Consider the following 21,094-nt stretch of genomic DNA (forward strand, 5'->3'; position numbering starts at 1 on the left):
AGTTCTGTTTGACGGCTCGCCTTCCGCCATTGAACCGCATACGTTGGCCGATGTGCCCCCGTAGCGGGCGAAAAAAAACGGCCCCAACGCCTAAGGGGATAGCGCGCTTAGGACGATGAAGGGACGATTGTCTAAACGGGGGTATAACTCGGATCGGTTGGCACTTAATTCCCGGTACAGTTTTCCCGAATCCGCTTTCCGCATTGAAATCGGCTGTTAGCTTTTCCTTTGGCGCTCGCACGACCGCGGCCGGCAGCGCCTTTCGTTGGAGATTAGATTCTCTGACACGCCCCGGTCCGGGGTGGCCGCCACGGACGGCTTTTCTAAAAAAAGCAACGGCCTTCGTTCTCCAGTTTTGTTTTCATTGCACCGAAACTGTCCAAGTGTTGAAATAGCCCCTGGTGCCGCTCGCAGGCCATGGTAGCGGTCCCCGACGCCATATTGAGAGGCCCTCTGAATACCCCCTCCGATTTCCGAACAGCAAAGGGCGCCCCACGCGATGACCCCTCTCGAAATCCACAATGCCGCGGTTGGCGAGATCGTCGAGCAGATCGTAAGGCCGACCCTCCAGGCGGGCGGTCAGATGAGCGACGTCATGGTGCTGCTCGAGTCTGTCGTGGTTGGCGTCGTCCTAGCCGCAATTCGGCACTGACGAGATCGTGCTCGACCAGCTGCTCGCCTGCGCTTAAAGCCCGAATTGCCGCGCAGCTCCTGGCGCCGATTAAGCCGGCAACGCCTGAATAACCCAACATTTTTCCCGGCTCGGTGAGATGGCTTCGAGACAAGCTCTGAGTGATCGAGAGCCCCTCCTTCACCTGATCCGGTGAAGCGTCGCAACGCGCGAAGTCTTAAAAAAGCTGACAGCGGTGTATCCTAAGGCGCCCTGAACGGTCATGACCCGAACCTCGCAGTCGTTCGGAAGAGGTCCTCATTAAGCCAGCACCACTGCTCCGGTACCGTCGGTATTTTGCCAGCGTCGCTGCAACCTCCCGTGTCTTCCTCTGCATCACGGCGGGCGGAAATGGTCTCGCCTAGCCTCGCCCCGTTAACGATGACGATCATTCATGTCAGCGAAATCTTTAGTCGTAATTGAAGCTCGCAGTTCTCCGACAAGAACGGCTTACCGCGTCAGCGGGAGTACGGCCGACGGCGCTTGGGTAGAGTGTGGAAACCACCAGGGCAGCATGGTGGGAGCGCTTTTTTCTACCTCAATTCTTCAAGCAAGATACGGCAGACCTGTTGCTGGCCCCCGGGAACAAGTGGCAATGGCTAACGTTAGGTTCGGCAACCGAGGAGATTCAAAATGCCCGTAGTCGTTCTCCGGGCCGTGCCTGCCGTAGTCGTCTTGGGCGGCGCTAGCTATTTCTTCCCCGCGCGGTGCACTGACGACGACAGCTGGACCGTTTCGGGAATCCGGCGCGCAACACTGGAGGAACCCGATCATGAAGAAGCTTCTGCTTTCGGCCGCTGTCGCCGCATTCGCGACCACGTCTGCTTTCGCTCAGACTAACGAATATTATGTCGTCAGGAATTCGACGACAAAGAAGTGCACGATCGTCGACACGAAGCCGACGACAACCACGACAACCGTCGTTGACAACGGTATCTTTAAAACGCGGACCGAGGCCGAGACGGGCATGAAGACAATGAAGGTCTGCTCGGACTGATACGCGCAGACCCTCGAGGGGCCACCAAGCTCCCCGCTACCGCTCTTCTATTTGGTACTCCCGGAACATCGCATCACTATGCCCGTTTTAAGTTGAGTAATTCGAACGAGGCGCAACGCACAAATCAAAACTATCAGTCCAAACTTTACACACTCGAACACGGGACTATCTCATAGGCTTACTAATGGCCGTCGGTACGCCGATCCTTACGACACCCTCGGACGCAGTAAAACTCCGCCCTGTTCTCGCTCCATTAGTTACGACCGGAGGCCACGATGCCTCCGGCAGCAAAGGAAGGCAACGCGATGGTCGGTGAGAAAACCAAGCCTAAGAAAACTGCACAGAATGGCGGTAGTTTTAGCCGGGTCTTCGGTGATGTCGCCAATAAAACGTCGCAAACCGCAGGCCGGGCCTTAACCTTCGTTCTTGCTGCCGGTGTTGTTTTCGTCTGGGCGATAACTGGGCCGCTGTTTGGTTTTTCCGATACTTGGCAGTTGGTCATCAACACCGGCACAACCATCGTGACGTTTTTGATGGTCTTCCTCATTCAGAACTCGCAAAATAGAGATAGCGCAGCCATACAGGTGAAACTCGACGAACTCATTCGCGTGGGCGCCGCGCACAATTCCCTCGTCGGTATCGAGCATCTTACCGATGACGAACTCGAAGATCTGCGCACCAAGTGCGAGGCGCGCGCCGAGGCAGAGAAGGTTGGTGAGGAAACTGTGAAGGAAACCGGAAAAAAAGCGCGGAAGGCGGCCGTGCAGGCGGCCAGCTGAGATGACCGCGCGCGATTTGCAAGGGACGTCCACACCTTCACAAGCCCGCAACAATATCGAAGCCATTCTGCGCCTCGAAAAGGAGGACGAAGGGGAACTCGCCCTCCATCATCGCATTTTTCATACAGTCGGGTGGTTCTTTGGGACCGCCTACTTTGTGTCCGCACAATGCCTTGCGGTGAGCGCCTGGGTCGCGCTGAACATTATGCACGGCTCCCATCAGGCCGTCGATCCATATCCATTTCCGCTGCTCGCGATGTTTCTATCGCTAGAGGCCGTGCTGTTGACCTCCTGCGTCCTGATCCGACAGAACGCTATCGACCGCACTTCCGCAAGGCGGGATCATCTTGAGCTGCAGATCAATCTTTTAGCGGAGCAGGAAGCAACGCGGTCGCTAGATGCGCTGCAGCGCATTGCCGATCATCTAAACGTGCCCAATGTTAAGGATACGCACGTTGAGGAACTCGCCCAAGATACGGCGGTTGATGAAATTGCCCGAGATCTAAAAGCCCGAGAAAGAAACGAATCAAAGGCAGACTAAGTGCACGGTTGCTGGCCGCCTGATCGTCTCCGACGGCAGGCCGCCCGACCAAAAGTATCGTCGAAGGGTGCAAGGGGCAGCAGAGCCTCAATTGCTCTGCGCGGCTCCTTTCGGTAAAGATCGGAATGTCGCTCACCGCGTGGCTCCGTTGCTATCGTGGCCGCTGGGCGGCAGCTTCCTTGCTGATGGCGGAAAGAGAGTTGCCGATTTTGTGGACGATGCTGACCAGCTCAGGTGCTCAGAGCTTAAAGTCGCCGGCGCAATTCCCGCACCTGAAGCTTACCGAATCGAGAGCTGCGAAACATCGTGGGCTTGGGAATCTGCAGGTCAACCTTCACAGAGAGGCATGGCCCTCCCGTAGAACCGAAGTCTCGCTTGGGGTTTCGCGGCTACTGAATTTATAATGCGCGCAGTGCGGGCCTCAGGCCGCCCGACTGAGCGCGCCCGGGCCCACTTCCTCGGTGACGACATCGAACCGGGCAAGCGCCGCATCGCCAAACTGGGTCGAGATCGCCACATCCGCCTCGTCGCGCCCTCGGGCGATGACGATACGCCCGATACGGGGGAAGTCGTTGTGCCGGACATCGAAGGTAAACCATCGTACGTCGAGAAACACCTCCAGCCATGCGCTGAAATCCATAGGCGCGGGGTCCTTTGGTACGCCGATATCGCCCAGATAGCCCGACGCGCTGGAATGTTCATGCAGCGGCAGAGCGTAACAGCCAGGTGGGCGAAGTCACGGCAAACTCCGACGCGCTCTTCGTAGCCCTCAGAGGCCGTGCGATCTGAGCGTGCATGGTGAAAGCCGAATTGAGTACGTTCATTCACATAATCGCAAATAGCCTGCACGCGCTGCCATCCGCCAGCGATCGGCCCGAACTGCGACCAGGCGAGATTGGTCAGCTTCTGGGTGTCGCAATAACGACGTCCATAAAGGAACGGCAGAACCTCGTCGGGGCAGGTCATTGACATCCCATGCCGAGTGTCGGGCGCCGCTTGATCCGGCAAACCGCCATCTTCAATCAGGAAGTCATGCGGATTTCGACACGGCCAGCGGGTGCCACAAACCGGGTCCAGGTATTGCCAAACGGATCGAGGCCGTGGCGGGTGATGACCCGATGGCGATACCTCGAAGCTTGTGTTCACTGAGTAGGTCTTTCTGAAGTGATGGATGCACCGATAGAAGCACCACCATCGGCACGTCTTGAGAACAGTCAAATGCGATATCGTAGCCGGCCCGGATGATGGTAGCTTGGTTCCGGTAGCGCGAACGCAAAAATCAGCCAAAGTGGGTCCGCTGCTTGTGTTCACTTTGGTACTTAGGCGCGGGTGAAACTGTGTTGTTGTCAGTGCCTTCGAAAGCTGCAAGCGTGGCAGCGAAGCGGCAATCACCGTGAGACCGATGCGCCTTTGGGTACCCCTCCTCGTGGTCAGCCTCCTGTCTGCCGGCGCCGCGGCCGCGCAGGAAGACAAGAAGACTGACGACCTGAAGCCGGCCGATCCGGACACCGGGGAAAGCACCGTCGAGGAGACGACACTGGGCTTGCTGCCGAACCCGCTGGAGCGGTGGGGCATCAAGTTAGCTGCGACCTATATTGGCGAGGTCCTTGGCAATCCTTCCGGTGGATTGAAACAGGGTAGCGTTTATGAGGGCCGGCTTAACCTCGCTGTCGACGTCGATCTCGAAAAGCTTGCCGGCATGCGGCAGCTCACCTTCCACGCCAATCTTTTCCAGATTCACGGCGGGGGTCTTTCACGGGGCGCCTTGTTCAATTTCCTGGATGTCAGCGGCATCGAGGCCTTGCCGTCCACGCGCCTTTACGAAATGTGGTTCGAGCAAAAGTGGGGCACCAAGCTCGCCTTCCGCGCGGGGCAGCTTGCCGCTGACACCGAGTTCATGACTGCGAAATACACCGACGTGTTCACCAACGCTTCGTTGGGATGGCCGGTTGGCCTGTCGCTGAACATGCCGAGTGGTGGCCCTTCGCCGCCGCTTGCCGCGGTCGGAGCGCGCCTGCGCGCCGATGTCTCCGACGACCTCTCCTTGCTGGGCGCGGTCTTCAACGGCGATGCCGCCGGACCGGGGCCACAAGACCCACAGCTTCGCAATCGCTACGGGGTCAATTTCCGCGTCAACGATCCTCCGCTAGTGCTTGGCGAGATGCAATTGCTATGGAATGCCAAGAAGGGTGATCCGGGCCTTGAGGGAAACTCAAATTCGGCGCCTGGCGCCACTTCGGCGATTTTACCGATCAGCGCCTGAGTGCCTCCGGCGTGACGTTGGCCGATCCGACATTAGGCGGCACGCCTGCGATGTTGCGAGGTGATTTCGGTCTCTACTCGGTCTTTGAGCAGAAGCTTTATCGGGTGGGTGTTCATGACGACCGCGGCATCGGCATTTTGCAAGGGCTTCCTACAGCCCGCCCGACCGCAATCTCATCGACTATTATGCCGACGCTGGGCTTGAATTCATCGGGCTCGGCGACCGTAGGCCCAAGGACAAGTTCGGGATTGCCGCCGCCTACGCACATGTGTCGCCGTGGGCCCGCGCGCTTGACACGGACTTTCAAACTCTATCCGGGCCAGGCTGGCCGATTCGTCGTTTCGAAGGCTTGTTCACCGCTGTCTACCAGTATGAGATCCGCGCCGGATGGACGGTTCAGCCGGATTTCCAATATATCGTGCATCCCGGCGGGGGCGCGACCAATCCTCTGGGGAACAATCCCGGCAAACCGCTGAAAAATGCCTCGGTATTCGGTTTGAGAACGGTGATGAAGTTCTAGCGCGCGCCCCGTTATCGCGACGTACTGATATTCTGCGATTGCGAAGTCTACTGGGTCGTCAAGCGCTCCCGTCGCAGTCCCCGTGGCGCTGGTTAGCGCGGCGGGCTTGACCCTGGAAACACGATGGGACCTCTTTGCGAGCTTGGTCAGGGATCGCACCTGGAACAAAACATGCCGATTGAGGGGGAAGGATAATCCTCAGCTAACTTCCTCACCGCGCCACGCGACGCGTCAATTTAGGGCGACTTCGCCCGACCCTCAGGTGGAGGCGGAGGTGGGGAGTTAATCGATGATCCCGGTGCTAACGGTCGCGGCGAGCCGCCGACGGGCACGCCGGCAGCATCCCGCTCCACAAACCTCGGATTCCATGTTCCCGAAATCAACATGAGTGCTATCACGGCTATTACAACGACGGCCGCCACCACCGCCCAGCTCATCCTACTCATCAGGACCAGCCTCCACGCACCTGCATTCCAACCGGCGGCGGCCGGCAAGGTTCCTTTTCTTGCTTACGGAAGGCCAGCTACCCGCATGGTCTCAGTGCGGCATTAAAAAGGCCCCGCTTCAGCGGGGCCTTTCGCAAAAAGAGGTACATCCGCCCTTTTTACGCGGCTTGCGCCGATTCAGCATGCTGGTTGACTTCCGCTTCCGCGAGACTGCTCAGAGCGCTGTCCGTCGCCTTCTCTTCCTTGAGCGTCGCATCAAGCAGCTTAACCGCGTCCTTGTAACCGAGTTCGTTGGCCCACGTTCGGAGCGTGCCATACCGGGAGATTTCGTAGTGCTCGACGGCCTGCGCCGCAGCTAGGAGGCCGGCATCTAGGGCTGGCATGCCCTTGTATTCGTCCATGACTTCTTTGCCTTCATCGAGAATTCCCATGATGGCATCGCAGGTCTTACCCTTGGGCGTTTCGTCGATCGAGGCAAACACCTGATCTAGCCGCTCGACCTGACCTTCGGTCTCGCCGAGATGCTTTTCGAAGGCTGCCTTGAGCTTGGGAGACTGCGCCGCCTTGGCCATTTTCGGCAGCGCCGACATGATCTTCCGTTCGGCGAAGTAGATGTCTTTCAGAGTGTCCAGAAACAGGTCCGCAAGCAATTTCTCTTTAGCCATGACGTCCACCACCATCCGATGTTGAAAAAGGCCCAATCCCCGATGGGTGCTAAAGTTCCTTTGACGCCGGTCCACTTGAATCCCGGTTCTGTTATCGAAAGAATGAACTAATCGGCTGCCGGCAGAATGGCGATAGCCATAGCTCGGCACAGGTGCGGGCTATTTTCCGTAATAGGAGCGTTCCTAATCTGATGTTTGATCGCGAGAAGTATTTCCACGACAGAGCCGACGGCGGACGACCAATCGATTAAAAAATAGGAACACGAGCAGCGCCGGTGTATTCTCGTATCAGCGGTTTCGTTTAGCCACGGACGGTCCTCCGCCGGGCGGTCCGTTTGACACCATGCAAGCGGGCCGTCCGGTTTCAATCGCTAGTGGTAGGCGCATGGCTCGCTCTTTTGATCGCGGGGTGGGCTCAAGCTTAGCGAGACACTCTCGCGCTCTCGGATGCGGCCGCCCCAGACGCCACCCCGCACAACCTTCAATGCAGCGAAGGAAGCGGGCGCCGACGTAACGCCGACCATTCCCGAACCCGCCATCAAGCCAACGCCGGCGGGCCCGAAGCCGGTGCAACCGGCCATACCCACCGAAAAATAACTGTCCACGCTCGCTTCCATTCGCAATCAGAAGCTCCGCACGCCGTTCCATCAGTAGGAGATGCCCGCAAGAAGGCCGGCAGCACCGCACCTCAGAAAGCTGCGCTGCATCCAGAGGTAGACGCGGCCAGGCTGCACAGGTGTTTCGCGGACTGCGCTTATGCCAAGTGACCCCTCAAAACGAGGAACCTTTGTCCAAGTCACCCCGTTGCTTTCTAAAGCTCAGCCAAGTGCTTTGCTATTTCCCATCCCCGGAGCTGATCAATGGCAGTGATTTCCGACCGTACCAGTTACCGGGCCAAACCTGCTCTGGCTGTACACACGTCAGATCGATCAGGCGGCTCACGAGGGGGCAACGCTCAAACACCGGCTCAGATACCGCCGAGCGGCTGGCGGGACGTTGCAACGCGAGTCTTCAAAGGCATTTCAGAGGACAGGATCACGACCATATCAGGCGGTGTGACTTTCTTCGTGCTGCTGGCGCTGTTTCCTGGGCTTGCAGGCCTGATCTCCCTTTACGGGCTCGTTGCTGACAGCAGCACCATCGGCCAGCACCTGGGTAGCCTGGAGGGCGTTCTGCCGGAGGGGGGGATGCAAATTGTACGGGATCAAATTCAGCAACTCACATCCCAGCCAGCGCAGAAGCTTGGTTTTGCGACACTGGGCAGTCTTGCGATTTCATTGTGGAGCGCTAACGGCGGCATAAAGGCGATTTTTGAAGGCCTGAACTCGGTGTATGAAGAGAAAGAGAAGCGTAGCTTCATAAAACTGAACTCTATCTCGATCGTCCTAACCCTGGCGGCCCTCGCCTTCGTGATAGTCTCAATGTTGACGATCACGGTTGTTCCGACCCTTCTGTCTTTTCTTAACCTCCCTTGGGTCAGCGAAATCGTCAACTACGCGCGCTGGCCGGTGCTTTTGGTGGTCGCAAGCCTGATGATCGCGGTGTTATATCGTTTCGGCCCGAGCCGGAAGCAGCCGCAATGGCGATGGATCTCACCAGGCTGCATTTTTGCCGCAGTGGCATGGATTGCGGCTTCCCTGCTCTTTTCCTGGTACACGTCACACTTCGGCAGCTACAACAAGACCTATGGATCACTCGGCGCGGCGGTTGGCTTCATGACCTGGATCTGGATCTCGACGATAGTCATCTTGATCGGTGCCAAGATTAATGCCGAACTCGAACATCAGACTTCTTCCGACACAACGGTCGGTGCCCCCGCCCCAGCCGGTGAGCGAGGTGCCAAGATGGCTGATACAGTCGGTCGCAGAACCTAACTTCCGCGGTGTGGGTTAACCTGAATCGACTGGGACATTCACCGGTTTCTACGCCGTAGGCACCGGGTCGATAGGGTCTTCGATAGAGCTCGTTACCGTGGACCCCTAAGGAGGGCGTGTGCGGGCACGCTCGATCCCGTTGTTGATTCCGGCAGCCCTCCATCATCGCATTTTCATGCACTCCGGTGGCTCTTTGGGACCGCCTACTTTGTGTTCGTACAATGCCGGGCGGTGTGCGCCTGGGTCGCGCTTCACATTATGCACGGCCCCCATCAGGCCGTCGATCCTTATCCCATTTCCGCTGCTCGCGATGTTTTTGTCGCTAGAGGCCGTTCTGTTGACCTCCTATGTCCTGATCCAACAGACCGCTATCGACTACACTTCCGCAAAGCGGGACCATATTGAACTGCAGATCAACAAGTTATCGCGCTCGCGTTAAAGCCGAATCACAAGATCCAACACCGCAGTGAAGTGACAACCGGCGCCCATTAAAACAAAACCATGCCAGATGGCATTTTGAAATCGCAAGTTCTCCCACAGATGAAAGATTATTCCGATCGTGTATAACAATCCCCCCACCGCGATGAACGCCAGAATTGATACCGGGAGCGATGCTCTAGCGTTGTCGTATGCAATAATGCCGCTCCACCCCATTGCAACGTACAATACGACGGAGAACGTATCGAAGCGACCCGGAAAAACCAGCCTAACAGCGATACCGACGACAGCTGACGACCATAGTGCGACCAACAAGCACGTCGACAGCTTGCTGTCGTTAAGTTGAGAGAGGAACGGCGTGTAGGTTGCCGCTATAAGTAGATATATGGCTGACTGGTCAAATCGCCTAAACAACCACTTCTGCGGAGAGAGCGGCCAAAGATTATAAGCCGCAGACATCCCTAACATTGTTAGTAAGCAAAGTGCGTAAACTGCAATAATTCCAGGTCGGATAGGTGTGGTCGAATAGGTTGCTAGGACGATCAGCGTAGATGCCGCACCTAATCCCAAACTGATTCCGAGAGAGTGGATAACTCCATCGGCGATTATCTCGGCGCGATCATAATTCCATGGGATCGCACCAGTCGGATGCCGGGCCACTGGAGCTTGATTATCGCTAACCGGCTTATTCGGTTCTCCGGTTTCGATTTGTTGCTGCATACTGGGCGCCGTCCCATTGACCGTTGACCGAGTAATCAACAGGGCTAACCTTGGAGCGTTCCCGTGCGAGAAAACAGTTTATGCCTGTCTAGCTCTTTGGACCGATCTGAATTCAAGCACACCCTTTCAGTGCCGGACCGATGCGTTACGCTAGCCGCAGCCGCAAAATTCTTCCGCCATGATTAGCTGTGAGTCTCAGGCGCAGAGCCCCCCTTGAAATGCCAATCTCTCGCTGAACGCGGCATGGTGGCCTGGATTGGCGCACGGCCACCTTATCGACGATTTGAAGAGCCAAGCCAATGGCTGACCGAATAAAGAACCGCCGCTAGCGCATTCTGAGCGGCACAGAGAGGAGAGCAAGGCGCTCCTAGCTCGCCCCTGCCCGGCCTCATTGAAACGTTGAGTGCACCGAGGTTTTCCTACGTAAAAGCTCTCCCGACGTCTTAAGATGTCATCAATGGAAACGTAAGCGCGGTTGTCGTCCCACTATCGCTGGTCTCTTGATCAACCGCGCCACCGATTTGTCTTGCAAGCGAGGCGATCAATTTGATGCCAGATCCGTGTTCGTTGTACTTCTGGATTCCCCGGCCGTTGTCGGATATCGTCAAACGGGCCTCACCATAGCCCACACCTCCTACCAAGCGCACCCTTATCTTCCCGCCCTCGGGGCCGAATGCATGTTTAATACTATTCATCGCGGCCTCATTTAAAATGAGGCCAACCGGCAAGGCGCGATCCATACTTAATTCGAGTTCGTCGCATTCGACCTCAATCTCAACACCGTCGACCTGCTGACGGATCGCTCCGCATAGAGCGCGCAAATAATTGGAGAGCCGGACGCTTTGGCCTTCGTCCCGAAACGAAAGCTGATCATGGGCGAGAGAGATCGCATGGATGCGGCTCGCAACGTGATCCAGCGCGCGGTGGGCCCCCTCCTCTGCGTATCGACGTTTCTGAATGGAAATGGAGGACAGAACGAGTTGAAAGTTATTCTTTACTCGATGCTGCATTTCCCTAAGTAAGACCTCTCGCTTTTGGGCCTCGGCGGCGGCAACCATGAGGCGTGCTTCTTCATTCGGCCGTTCTCTGCCGCGAATCTTCGTCGCTATAAGGGCTGCAGCAGCAGTCAGAAAATCTGTCGTATCCTCAGTGAAGTTCCTTGGCGTGGTACTGTCGACCTCCAACACACCCCAGGCCGCGCCATCTATCAGTACCGGCACGTTCGTCACTGAGACGATTCCATGCTCCTTTAGGAAGTCCGACGCAATGTACTCGTCTTGCTCGCGGAAATCCCTGATGCTGACTGGCTCGGCCGTCTGAAATGCCCGTCCGGGCGCAGAACGTAGATCGATGGTGAAGGTGGAAGAGCGTACCGCGCCTTCCTTCCATCCGACACCGGCGGCTAGGAGGAGATCGGAGGTGTTCGGACGATATTGCAGAACCTTTATATGGTGGATCTCCACCGCCCGGGCAATCTGGACGACGGTCTGATCCAGGAAGCGATTTAAATCGGCGTTCTCACCCGCCAGTCGCCCAATATCGACCAGAATGCGAACATGCCGCCGGAGCTTATCCAGCACGCCATCTTCGCTTGCCTCGCTCGGACGTTCTTCCATCAGCTTCTAACATCCTGTTGCACAAAAAGTGCCAAGGATCGTTGATCGCGTCGTTATGCCGAAAAAGAGAATACAGACGCGTGCCACCTTGGAGGTCGACCCGCCACCCAATCAAAGGCAAGGGCCAATTCGGTATTCTTCCTAACAGCGGGATCTTGGAGGCTCCACGATGGCATCGGTGACTGAAGGGTCACGCTCCCGAAAGAGCGCATTATATTGAACGCCCGTTCAGGTCCAGGTAGGGGTTTGGGCCGAACGTCCGCACCCCATTGGTCCTTCTGGCTTGGGGTCTGGTTATCTTTCAGCTGCGGGTGCGGGTTTCCGGTCGATTTTACTAGGTCGTAGGCTCCTCCGCGCTTGTCTACGTAATCAGTCATTGCTTTCTCCCTTGCACAATCACGGTATTATCCAAACAGCGGAAGCGACGATTGACACTCCAATGAATACGCTTCCCCCGATGACCCACCATGCGGCCCCTAGACCGGAAGTCCGTTGTCGCTTCTTAGGGGGCCGGATCTCGTGCGCAGCCGCCAAGCGGACCTGTGCATAGCTGTTAGGAGTGCCGCCCGCTTCGTCGTCGGTTCCAAGCGGAGCGGCAGCGGGGTCAGTCGCATCGACCTTTCCGTTGCCCTGGTCGATTGCGATCCTCAGCTGCTCGGTGGTCTCTATCGGCTTGCTAGTATCGACCTTGTGACCAGCTTCCGGGGAAGAGCTCGATGCTCGCTTGTCTTGTGTGGTGTCTGTCATGCGGGGCAACGGGCGGGTGGTTTAAAGGTTGCTCCTCACGCCGCCGTAGCCTCGTCAATGAAGCGATTTTACGGGTTATTGCGCCTACGTCGTCGGCGACGCCGGGCCATACCGCAATCGCATCGTGATTCTTTGCGAACAATGACGTGGAAGCCCGGCTACGAACGGAGCGTTGGTTGATGGCCAGTGCTCGAGCAATGCAATCGGCGCGTCGGGATTGCGACCTTCGAACCCAAAGAATAGCGCAATTCTGGCGCGAGCAACAAGTCAGTACAAAAGTGCACATAACCGGCCAATGGACCACCAGCGGCGCCAGTCGGCCGCGCACTTAGCAACCATTGAGTTTCCAGACTGTTGGCAGTTGCAGCACTTTCGCTGTGAGGAGACAAGCGAGATGCTATTTTTTCCCTTCTATCCGGCTCTCATGTTAGCGGTCGAATCTCGGAACGTCATCGACATGCGCCTATGGAAGATCGCCACTGGCGGCGTGCATGCTGGTGAAGAGAGCACCTGATGGTCTCCGAAGAGATCAGCGCCGCAATGGAAGCTAGCAAGAGCGGTAGCTAGGGGGTCGGTTGGGTACTGGCCTGTTTCGACCCCAAATTACTTAGTTTGAAAATGGCAGCGACCTGATTTGTTTGGAACGATGGCTTGGCCGTCGTATTGATCCGGCATCGCTGCAACTCGACCCTTTGGCCAATACCGGTGACTGAGAGACGCTACCGGGCTCCCGCCCAACGGGAGCACAACCTTGCGACGATACTTTTTCGACTTTCGCGACGGTTCCGGCCTTATTCCCGACGAGGAGGGAATTGAGTTTCCAAACCTGGAGGCGGTGCAAGCTGAAGCGGCACGCGCACTTGCTGACTTGGCACGGGATGGACTGAGAAAGGCCGATGGGAACGGATCCCCTTACTATATGATGGTCGGAGTCCGTGACGATGACGGACCGGTGATGCACGCCAAGTTCTCATTCGAGTTTAAGCGCTTGCAGTAAGGACCTACTGTCCGGTCCGTACAGTAACCCCATCTGCGTCATCGCGTTCAACACCGCCGAGCGCTGGTCGGAAGACGTGTTTGAAGACGTCGCCCATGAGCTGCGCTGGCGCTGCGATCTACAGGTGCGCGACATCCCGCTCACGCTACAAGATTTCATCGACCGCTACGAAAGCCGCTACCGCGACTCCAGCTGCCGCTGCCGATGCGGTTGGCCTGAGACCATGCTAACCGATCGCAATTTGCGGTTCTGCGCGATATCGCGTCAGTAACAAAGCGAAGAAAGCACCTAGACCTGCTCGCACGGGGATCATCGAAAGGGACGGTGACGTATTCAAGCTAACGGCAATGGGTTTCTGCTCGATCGGGCTTGGCCGGATTGAAATGGCCCGCAAAAGCCGGCGGCGATGGGCACCAAGGCGCCCTTCCCCGCATTCATTGAGCCCGCTCTTGCTATCGCAGCGTTGGAACGGTCGGGATCGTTGAGTGTTAGCGGGCATGAAGAAGGAAACCCCGGGTCCAATTCCCCCTGAACTAATGCTGGCCTGCTTTTTTGTCGTGGCGGGCTTCATCGTCACCCTCTTTTACAGCCTGCTCTAACGCAAGGAGAACTGGCCGGGTGGCATGCCGCGGCGGCGCCTGTACTCACTCGACGCCGGCGTACTTGTATAATGTATTGTGCGGGCGAATAGGCGGAGTCCGTGGGCGACGTGAGTCACTGCGGACATCGACTATCGCGATGCCACTCCTGAAGGGCCTGTTATGCGAAAGCCTAGGGCTGGCCCGAATTTAGAATAGGCTGCACGCCGCTGAGGAGGGAAGTTCGCCATCTAACCAATCCTTCTCATCCGCAAGGGCATGCCAACCAGCAGCCATTCGTTGGAAGCGCTTGAAAGAAGGATCGTCAGATTTGCCTTCAGCCAGACGGAGGCAGTTCTCGGCATTTTCTCTGTAGATCTCTGAATGTTTGCATTTCATCTCCCCTATCTGGGGAGTTGGTGCCTCCATTCAAATCTGTCTCTGTGACTGGTGGCAGCCGCACAAGATACTCAAAAGCTTGCGACGAGGGCAAAGAGCCGACGCCCCTGTTCCTTAACGTCGTCGTATAGACGTGCCAGCCAATCGGAGCGTTCGGGGTGTGGGCTGCGGTGAGTTCGGGCATGCGCTATTGAAGCGCGGCGCGTCGCTGGGTGCAAACTGGGGCGGAAATGTCATTGACCCACAGCTTGTCGTTGGTCGGGGGTCAGCCGCCAAAAGCGGTACGTATAGCAAGCGTGATTATCCAGGCTAACAAGCCGGCTATCGTCGCGATCATGATGTCGTTGTTAACGAAAGGGGCCCTCATGTACGATCCTACCCTTGGTCACCGACAGTCGTTGTCCAATGAGCGAGAGACACAGACTTCTTTCAGGAACGGACGACTTCAATAACTTAGCTTCACAGCAAGTGCGTCAGCTTGCTTATTTACCGCCGCAGCCATTGGATTAGGCTGGCCACGTACCAGCCTAAGATGCTGGCGATCAGAAAAAGAAGCGCAATAGATGGGAGCGCCTTGATGCTTGTGACCCGCCATTAGATGAACGGCTTGCCGCCGGTGACCGCCACGGTGGTGCCGGAAGTGTAGCTCGACAAGGGATCCGCAAGCATAACGTAGGCGCTTGCAAGTTCGGCGGGTTGACCGGGGCGCTTCATGGGCGTCTGCTTGCCAAAATTTTTCACCGTCTCATCGGGCATGGTCGATGGGATAAGGGGGGTCCAAATCGGCCCTGGGGCGACGGCGTTGGCGCGAATGCCCTTTTCCGCGAGCATTTGTGCCAGACCGCCGGTGAAATTTTGGATCGCTCCCTTGGTGGTCGCGTAGGCCAGAAGCATCGGGTTCGGCATGTCGGAATTCACCGACGCCGTGTTGATGATGGCACTGCCGGGCTTCATGTGTGGCACCGCCGCCTTCGTCAGATAAAACATGGCATGGATGTTGGTTCGGAACGTCATCTCCCATTCCTCGTCCGATATGTCGCCGATGTCGTTGAACGTCGCCTGGTGCGCGGCGTTGTTCACGAGGATATCGATGCCACCGAGGTCGTCGACCGCTTTTTTTATGACCTCGCGGCAATGGCGTGCATCCTGAAGGTCGCCCGGTACGAGCACGGCCTTGCGGCCTTCCTGCTCTATGAGCTTCTTCACCTCATTCGCCTCGTCGGTCTCATTAAGATACGAGATCAAGACATCCGCCCCTTCTCGCGCGTAGGCGATTGCTACGGCGCGCCCAATACCGCTATCCCCTCCGGTAATGACCGCCTTCATTCCCGTCAGGCGACCAAAGCCCTTGTAGGAAGTTTCGCCATGATCCGGGCGGGGCTGCATCGCGTCCGTTGAACCTGGCATCGGTTGTTTCTGCCCGGCGAATGGCGGCTTGGGATAATCGAGCATGAGGAAATTCTCCGTTGATTTCTACAAATGACCAGCGGGCCTGTCGTTCCAAACTGGTTAAAAATCTTCAACAAGTCGACCGCCTGGCAGAGTTTGAACCTTCGAAAATGATCCTTCGGGCCGCAGGTTCTTTGAGGTCGGCCTGGCTCGGAAACAGGAGCGTTGTCCCAATCCTGAAATTTTACTGGGCCCTGCGCGCAACGATGGCTGATCGACGGCGATGCCAGCAGAGCTTGTCGCCTGGCGCTCGGAGCGCCGCCGCCGCTGGGCGCTGGCTGGGCGCTGGGCGCTAAAGGAGTGGTCCCAAAGCACCAAACCAAAATTGAGCATTGGAACAATGGCCATGTCTAACAGTTCAGGCCCTGCACCAGCATAGGAAATCAAATCATGCCGCAGTCCACTGAGCAAACGCTCCCAGAGCTACAGCGCGAAGCCGGGCAAACTCGAGAAGGTCTGAACGAGACGGTGGAACTGCTCAAGAATAGCGTGAGCGATACAGCAAGCGAGATCAAACAACGGATAAAGCCAGCGAACATCAAGGCGGAAGTCTCCGACTACGTGCGCTCCAGGGGAGAGCGGATGCTGGTAGACGTAACGGAGGCTGCCCGCCGTAATCCGATGCAGGCGGTTGCTGTGGGCGCAAGTGTCGCTTACCCGCTACTTCGATTGGTTAGGTCAATTCCGCTGCCCGTTCTGATGGTAGGTGCTGGACTATTTTTCGCCGGCTCGAAGTCGGGTCAATCGATTACTCAAAAAGCCTCTGATATGGCATCCGACCTTTCGGACGAACTCCGCCGGCGGAGCCACGATCTTCAGGATCGGGTTGAAACGAGCCTCAACTCAGCAAGGGAGGCCGTTTCCGACGCCGCTGACAAAGCAGGGGAAGTACTGTCCACGGGTGCGGGCCACGCTCACCAGGCGGCTGGATCCACAGACAAGCATTTTGGCGATCGGTCGAAGGGCTCGGCCGCCAACATAGCAGCGGAAGCGACGGGTTTGACGGGGTCCGCGATAGCCTCATCGCGCAATATTGCGGCGTCCACCGTCACTGCCGCGCGAAACGCTGCTTCATCCGCATCGGACGTCGGCCTGGAAGCAGCCCGGGGTGTCCGCGACAAGGCTTTGGACTATTCAAACCGGGCCGGGAACACTCTTTCAAACACCATTCAAGAGAATCCACTTTTGATTGCTGGCGTGGGTCTGCTGCTGGGAGGATTACTTGCGAGTGCGCTTCCCAAAAGTGACCTGGAGGAGGATCTCGTCGGTGATGCGGCTGCAGCAACAAAAGATCGGGTGAGCCAAGCTGTTTCAAAGGGCTTCGACGCGGCAAAGGGGGCAGCCGGCGAACTGCTCCAGAACGCTGCGCGGCAGGTAGGCGCGGACGGTCTCAGCCCGGACAAACTGGACGAGGCCACCCGGGATATCGGAGCCGTGCGCAACGTAGCCGAAAGTGCCGTTACAACGGCGTTCGATCCCGAAAAGACATCGCAATCACACATTCGCGAAGGAAACGAGCATGGCTAAAACTACTGGAAAAGAGCAACAGGGTGCGCCGATCCCCGGACGTTCTTCTGCAAAAGCAACATTTGATACGGAGGCGTCGACGAAAAGTCTTGCCGAACAGGCCGTCTCTACCGGCCCGAACTCGGACAAGGCAAAGAGTACCCCGGAAAGCTCGACCGACGCCATCAAGGGCCAGGCCTCCGATCTCGTCGATGCGGCCAAGGATGTTGCATCTCAGGCTACTGACAAGATCAAGGACGCGGTCAACAGTCAAAAGTCGTCCGGCGCGGAATACGTCGGCAACCTGGCGGAAACAATGCGGCGCGCGGCGCGGGAGTTCGATACGGATCTCCCGCTCGCGGGCAGCTACATCCGGAAGGCGGCCTCCCAGATTGAGGGCGTTTCCGATCACATCCGCAACGGCAACTTGAACGACGTGGTCCGGAACGCGCAATCCTTTGCGCGCCGTCAACCTACGGCCTTCCTTGGGTTGGCGGTCCTGGCGGGTTTTGGTGCCGTTCGGTTCCTCAAGAGCTCCTCCACTGACGACGGCCCGAGTTCGCAAGCCCTGAGATCGGACAGCCGCTCCTCCGCAGCAGACAACCGAGGGTATCGCGATGACTTCTCGAACTGATCGTTCGATCCCGGAACTGTTCAGCGATGCGGTCGGTCAGCTCGCAAAGCTGATCGGCAACGAATTTGCGCTGGCTCGCGCCGAACTGGCCGAAAAGGCCGGACAGGCCGGGAGAGCTGCCGCAATGATGGGTGCTGGGGCAGTCATCATGATTCCAGCGCTTGTCCTGCTGTTGTTCGCCGCGGCGGCTGCCCTCATACAGGGCGGCTTCTCCGAGCCCATCGCATATCTCGTCGCCGGTGGCGGCGCAGCGGCCCTATCGGTCGCCCTCATCGTGGTGGGCCTTAACCGCCTCTCGGGCGATGCGCTTGCGCCCACTGTAATGATTGAAGAAGTCGAACGAGACAAAGCGGCAGCGAGAGAGATGGTTCGATGACCGACATGACTGAAAAAGGCTCGGACTTTATCAAGGACCTCGGCAACGCGGCGCGCCGTAATCCGGTCTCCGCGGCACTCATCGGAATGGGACTGGTCTGGTTGTTCGCCGGCAAAGCGGGCGCACCTGGCGATATTCTTCAGAAGACCGGCCTGGATCGCCTGCCGGACGCGGCAAGGAACGCTATGAGCGCCACACAGGACCGCGTTGCATCTGCTGCCGAAGCCGTCCGTGAGACGGGCAGCGACGGTATTGAAACCGCGACCCGCATGGCCTCCGAATACGCAAAGGCCCTGCCGGATTCTGCCGATGTTCTTGGCACGGTGCGGGGCAATCTGACCGATCTGTTCAAGGCACAGCCCCTGGCATTGGGCGCCATTGGATTGGCCATCGGCGCCGGCATCGCCGCGGCCTTGCCGAACACCGAGATCGAAAAATCATACCTTGGCGAAACCAGCGAGACCCTGAAAAGCAAGGCTGCCGAAATCGCAGGCCAGCAGATCGACAAGGCGGCCACGGTTGCAGCCACCGTCGTCGAAACCGCGGCGGACGAAGCGCGCAGGCAGGGCCTCACGATCGATGACGCAAAGGCGGCGATGGACGCCCTTTCAGGCAAGGTCAGCCGCATGGTCGATGCGGCGGGAAACGAACGCAAGAGTTGAGGGTTTGATGAACGGTCCCGCGGTTACCGCACTGTCAGTCCCCGACCGTGGCCGGATGTAGGCTGGCCCGGCCCCTACAGGCTGCCTAACGGTTCGCTGGGTTGGGAATGTTGGGCTTCCCGGGCGACGGCTTCACTGCCGAGTTGCTCTCTGGCATTTTATCCCTACCGCCGTCGCCGTTGTCATCCTTGCCGCCGGATATGGACGTGCCCTGCGGCGGATTTTGAGCAATTCCTTCGTCAGGGCACGAAATTCCAAGCTGATCTGCGATTGATCGATGGAAGGCCAATCAAGCTTGGAAGCAAAGAACGTCCGCTCATCGCAAGGATCCGGGATTTTCTCCTGCAGGTCGGCTGTGGAGAACGCCTTGAAGTGCGCAAATTCCGTGCGCCGGCCTTTACGCGTTAGTTCGGCAGCTTCGCCTGACCAATCGGCAAAGAAAAGAGAGGGAGTATCGGCGGCGGCCTCCTCCCCCATAAACAGCAACGGAATATGCGGGCTGAGAATTACCAAAGCCATCGCCTGCTTCAATTTGTGGAGATTGACCAACTTCGACAGCCGTTCTCGGCGGGAATGGTCAGCATTTGAGTAAGACAACAGCGGCAAGAAAGTTGATGAGGTTGGACAGATGACGGCGCACCAGGTCAGCCGCCGAAATGCGCAGTTCCGCGCACAAGCGGTCGGCAAATAATGCGCTTCAGAACACCGGCGTCGGGAAGTGTGTAGCTAGGAACCTTTGCCGCGGAACCATCTTAAATTCGAAAGGAAACTGCCATGGACCAAAAGAAAGACGGCGTGATTGTTGAAACGGCCACAGAAGCGCGTCAAGCTGAACCCGGCCCGTCGATCCTGATGCTCTTGATTACTAGCATCAGCTTGGCCGTGTTGGTAATGGCCATAGTATGGTTTGTGTTTTTCCGCACCTGATTAGTCGAAGCTTGCTCATGACCGCCCGATCGTCGGCAGCGCACCGAACGGTGCATTCCGACTGCTTACTCGACCGCTCCGTTGAGCTGCAAAAGAGACTGAGCCCCGGGACAATGTACCGAAGTGCACAGAAGCTTGGAATGGGCGTAGTAAGCTGCACTCAGATGTTCGTTGTCCAGGCTTATGCAAATCCTGAGGATGCGGCGATGACCTTGACGGAGGATCGCGGCAGTACCGTCATTAGAATTATTGGCGAAGGTCGAATTTATTCGGCCGGTGAATTTGCTCTCACCATGGGCCAACCTGATAACAAACCAAGTATAAGTAGATTCTTGTCTTTTCCCGCAGGCTACCTGCGCCGGGCTGGGCGATCTATCGGTCAGTCGCATGAAAGGGCTGTGTTAGAATGAGCTTTAAGGATGGGTCTGCATTCATAAGCTGATAATGGTGCTTTCGGAGCTATCCAGATATTCGACACCACAGCAAAAACCCATTATAGCGGTGCCGATAACCAGCAAGTTCCGCTGCATTTGCGTTCACTTCCGCTGCTGGTCAAGGCCTCACGAAAAATCCAAGGTAAGGCGTTCAGTTCCGATACATCCTTTCATCCACGCATGGGGCCAGCATGCACCACCATTCGCGGGGTAGAGTTCAAAGCAAAGACATTCGCAAAATCCAGGACCCCGCCTGCGAATGTAACGCAGCACTCAAGCGCACTACGAGCATTTTCGACAGCTGAATAACGCCTTTATTCGACCTTCATTACCAGGTCGCCTATCAGAAGACGGAGGGCTTGATATTCCGGCCCCGCTCTGCCTTTGGCGAGAAAATCGCTGATCTCAATTTTGCTAGAGTTGCCGCCCGAAGGAAGGTTTGCTTGATGGAGCACGAACAGATTCCCTCCATCGCCGTCGCATAGCCACCACTCGTCGCCATTTTCGCTTTGGTAGATCTTGCGCTGATGTGTAGACATGTTCGTCAACCGTAGCCGCTCTTAGTCGTTCCTACCGCATCGCTCCGGCGGCATGACGGAGGAGCGCCCGAGCCGCGGAGTCAGCAATCTCAAGCGAGATCAAGGTCAGCGCTCAGACCTCATGTATGATGTTCGCTGCGAGATGAGCCGAATGTCTAAACTATCCCGCACTTCAGCCTGCGGCACCCTTGGAGGGATTTATCGTGGGCTGTGTCCGCGTTGACTATTGCCCAGCAGCTAGGGCGAAGCAAAATGCCACCAAAAGGCAAGGACTAGAATCTTCTTGTCCATGAGGCTCTCCATAGCCCCGGGATCCA

The 21,094-nt window shown here is 57.3% G+C and carries 17 protein-coding genes and 2 pseudogenes; 12 read left to right on the forward strand and 7 right to left on the reverse strand.

Going from position 1 to position 21,094, the window contains the following annotated elements; all coding sequences use genetic code 11:
• Window positions 1–499: 499 nt before the first annotated feature.
• From JQ575_RS21150 to JQ575_RS21165, 4 genes are all read left to right on the forward strand, one after another.
• Window positions 500–652: a hypothetical protein gene (locus JQ575_RS21150; protein WP_212035127.1), complete on the forward strand. Its 153-nt coding sequence runs from the start codon at window positions 500–502 to the stop codon at window positions 650–652.
• 790 nt (window positions 653–1,442) lie between these two features.
• Window positions 1,443–1,667, forward strand: coding sequence for a hypothetical protein (locus JQ575_RS21155; RefSeq protein WP_212035128.1), 225 nt, complete (start codon window positions 1,443–1,445; stop codon window positions 1,665–1,667).
• 305 nt (window positions 1,668–1,972) lie between these two features.
• Window positions 1,973–2,446, forward strand: a complete 474-nt coding sequence (locus JQ575_RS21160; RefSeq protein ID WP_212035226.1) for a low affinity iron permease family protein — start codon at window positions 1,973–1,975, stop codon at window positions 2,444–2,446.
• Between the two features lies 1 nt (window position 2,447).
• Window positions 2,448–2,987 (forward strand): DUF1003 domain-containing protein, encoded by a 540-nt coding sequence (locus JQ575_RS21165; protein ID WP_212035129.1) that lies wholly within the window; start codon window positions 2,448–2,450, stop codon window positions 2,985–2,987.
• 421 nt (window positions 2,988–3,408) lie between these two features.
• On the opposite strand, the pseudogene JQ575_RS21170 reads toward JQ575_RS21165, so the two are convergent.
• A pseudogene (locus JQ575_RS21170) lies at window positions 3,409–4,182 on the reverse strand (transglutaminase-like domain-containing protein).
• 207 nt (window positions 4,183–4,389) lie between these two features.
• Here JQ575_RS21170 and JQ575_RS46490 point away from each other — a divergent pair.
• Window positions 4,390–5,770, forward strand: a pseudogene (locus JQ575_RS46490) (carbohydrate porin).
• Window positions 5,771–6,374: 604 nt separating this feature from the next.
• On the opposite strand, the gene JQ575_RS21180 reads toward JQ575_RS46490, so the two are convergent.
• Complete coding sequence (locus JQ575_RS21180; RefSeq protein ID WP_212035130.1) at window positions 6,375–6,881, reverse strand: ferritin-like domain-containing protein; 507 nt, start codon at window positions 6,879–6,881, stop codon at window positions 6,375–6,377.
• 860 nt (window positions 6,882–7,741) lie between these two features.
• On the opposite strand from JQ575_RS21180, the gene JQ575_RS21185 reads away from it, so the two are divergent.
• The gene (locus tag JQ575_RS21185; RefSeq protein WP_212035131.1) at window positions 7,742–8,755 is read left to right on the forward strand and encodes a YihY/virulence factor BrkB family protein; all 1,014 of its coding nucleotides are present in this window, start codon (window positions 7,742–7,744) and stop codon (window positions 8,753–8,755) included.
• 435 nt (window positions 8,756–9,190) lie between these two features.
• On the opposite strand, the gene trhA is transcribed toward JQ575_RS21185, so the two are convergent.
• Window positions 9,191–9,913, reverse strand: a complete 723-nt coding sequence (gene trhA, locus JQ575_RS21190; RefSeq protein ID WP_212035132.1) for a PAQR family membrane homeostasis protein TrhA — start codon at window positions 9,911–9,913, stop codon at window positions 9,191–9,193.
• Window positions 9,914–10,356: 443 nt separating this feature from the next.
• Window positions 10,357–11,529: a sensor histidine kinase gene (locus tag JQ575_RS21195; RefSeq protein ID WP_212035133.1), complete on the reverse strand. Its 1,173-nt coding sequence runs from the start codon at window positions 11,527–11,529 to the stop codon at window positions 10,357–10,359.
• A 1,498-nt stretch (window positions 11,530–13,027) separates the two neighbouring features.
• Here JQ575_RS21195 and JQ575_RS21200 point away from each other — a divergent pair.
• Entirely contained in the window at window positions 13,028–13,273 is a 246-nt protein-coding gene (locus JQ575_RS21200) for a DUF6894 family protein (RefSeq protein ID WP_212035134.1), read from the forward strand.
• A 1,571-nt stretch (window positions 13,274–14,844) separates the two neighbouring features.
• On the opposite strand, the gene JQ575_RS21205 is transcribed toward JQ575_RS21200, so the two are convergent.
• Window positions 14,845–15,702 (reverse strand): SDR family oxidoreductase, encoded by an 858-nt coding sequence (locus tag JQ575_RS21205; protein WP_212035135.1) that lies wholly within the window; start codon window positions 15,700–15,702, stop codon window positions 14,845–14,847.
• A 387-nt stretch (window positions 15,703–16,089) separates the two neighbouring features.
• Here JQ575_RS21205 and JQ575_RS21210 point away from each other — a divergent pair, with 387 nt between their 5' ends.
• Genes JQ575_RS21210 through JQ575_RS21225 form a run of 4 tightly spaced genes read left to right on the forward strand, consistent with a single transcriptional unit; the run spans window position 16,090 to window position 18,877 of the window.
• Window positions 16,090–17,226, forward strand: coding sequence for a hypothetical protein (locus tag JQ575_RS21210; protein ID WP_212035136.1), 1,137 nt, complete (start codon window positions 16,090–16,092; stop codon window positions 17,224–17,226).
• A complete protein-coding gene (locus tag JQ575_RS21215; RefSeq protein ID WP_212035137.1) occupies window positions 17,219–17,839 on the forward strand; it encodes a YtxH domain-containing protein in 621 nt (206 codons plus the stop codon). The genes JQ575_RS21210 and JQ575_RS21215 overlap by 8 nt, the downstream gene beginning before the upstream one ends.
• Entirely contained in the window at window positions 17,823–18,215 is a 393-nt protein-coding gene (locus JQ575_RS21220; protein ID WP_212035138.1) for a phage holin family protein, read from the forward strand. Before JQ575_RS21215 ends, JQ575_RS21220 begins: the two co-directional genes overlap by 17 nt.
• Complete coding sequence (locus tag JQ575_RS21225; RefSeq protein WP_212035139.1) at window positions 18,212–18,877, forward strand: hypothetical protein; 666 nt, start codon at window positions 18,212–18,214, stop codon at window positions 18,875–18,877. The genes JQ575_RS21220 and JQ575_RS21225 overlap by 4 nt, the downstream gene beginning before the upstream one ends.
• Before the next feature lie 132 nt (window positions 18,878–19,009).
• Here JQ575_RS21225 and JQ575_RS21230 read toward each other — a convergent pair whose 3' ends face one another.
• Window positions 19,010–19,396 (reverse strand): hypothetical protein, encoded by a 387-nt coding sequence (locus tag JQ575_RS21230; RefSeq protein ID WP_249166797.1) that lies wholly within the window; start codon window positions 19,394–19,396, stop codon window positions 19,010–19,012.
• 255 nt (window positions 19,397–19,651) lie between these two features.
• Here JQ575_RS21230 and JQ575_RS21235 point away from each other — a divergent pair, with 255 nt between their 5' ends.
• A complete protein-coding gene (locus tag JQ575_RS21235) occupies window positions 19,652–19,804 on the forward strand; it encodes a hypothetical protein (RefSeq protein ID WP_212035140.1) in 153 nt (50 codons plus the stop codon).
• Window positions 19,805–20,552: 748 nt separating this feature from the next.
• On the opposite strand, the gene JQ575_RS21240 is transcribed toward JQ575_RS21235, so the two are convergent.
• Window positions 20,553–20,777: a hypothetical protein gene (locus JQ575_RS21240; RefSeq protein ID WP_212035141.1), complete on the reverse strand. Its 225-nt coding sequence runs from the start codon at window positions 20,775–20,777 to the stop codon at window positions 20,553–20,555.
• Window positions 20,778–21,094 lie beyond the last annotated feature (317 nt).

The sequence above is a fragment of the Bradyrhizobium sp. JYMT SZCCT0428 genome (assembly GCF_018131075.1).
Lineage (GTDB): Bacteria > Pseudomonadota > Alphaproteobacteria > Rhizobiales > Xanthobacteraceae > Bradyrhizobium.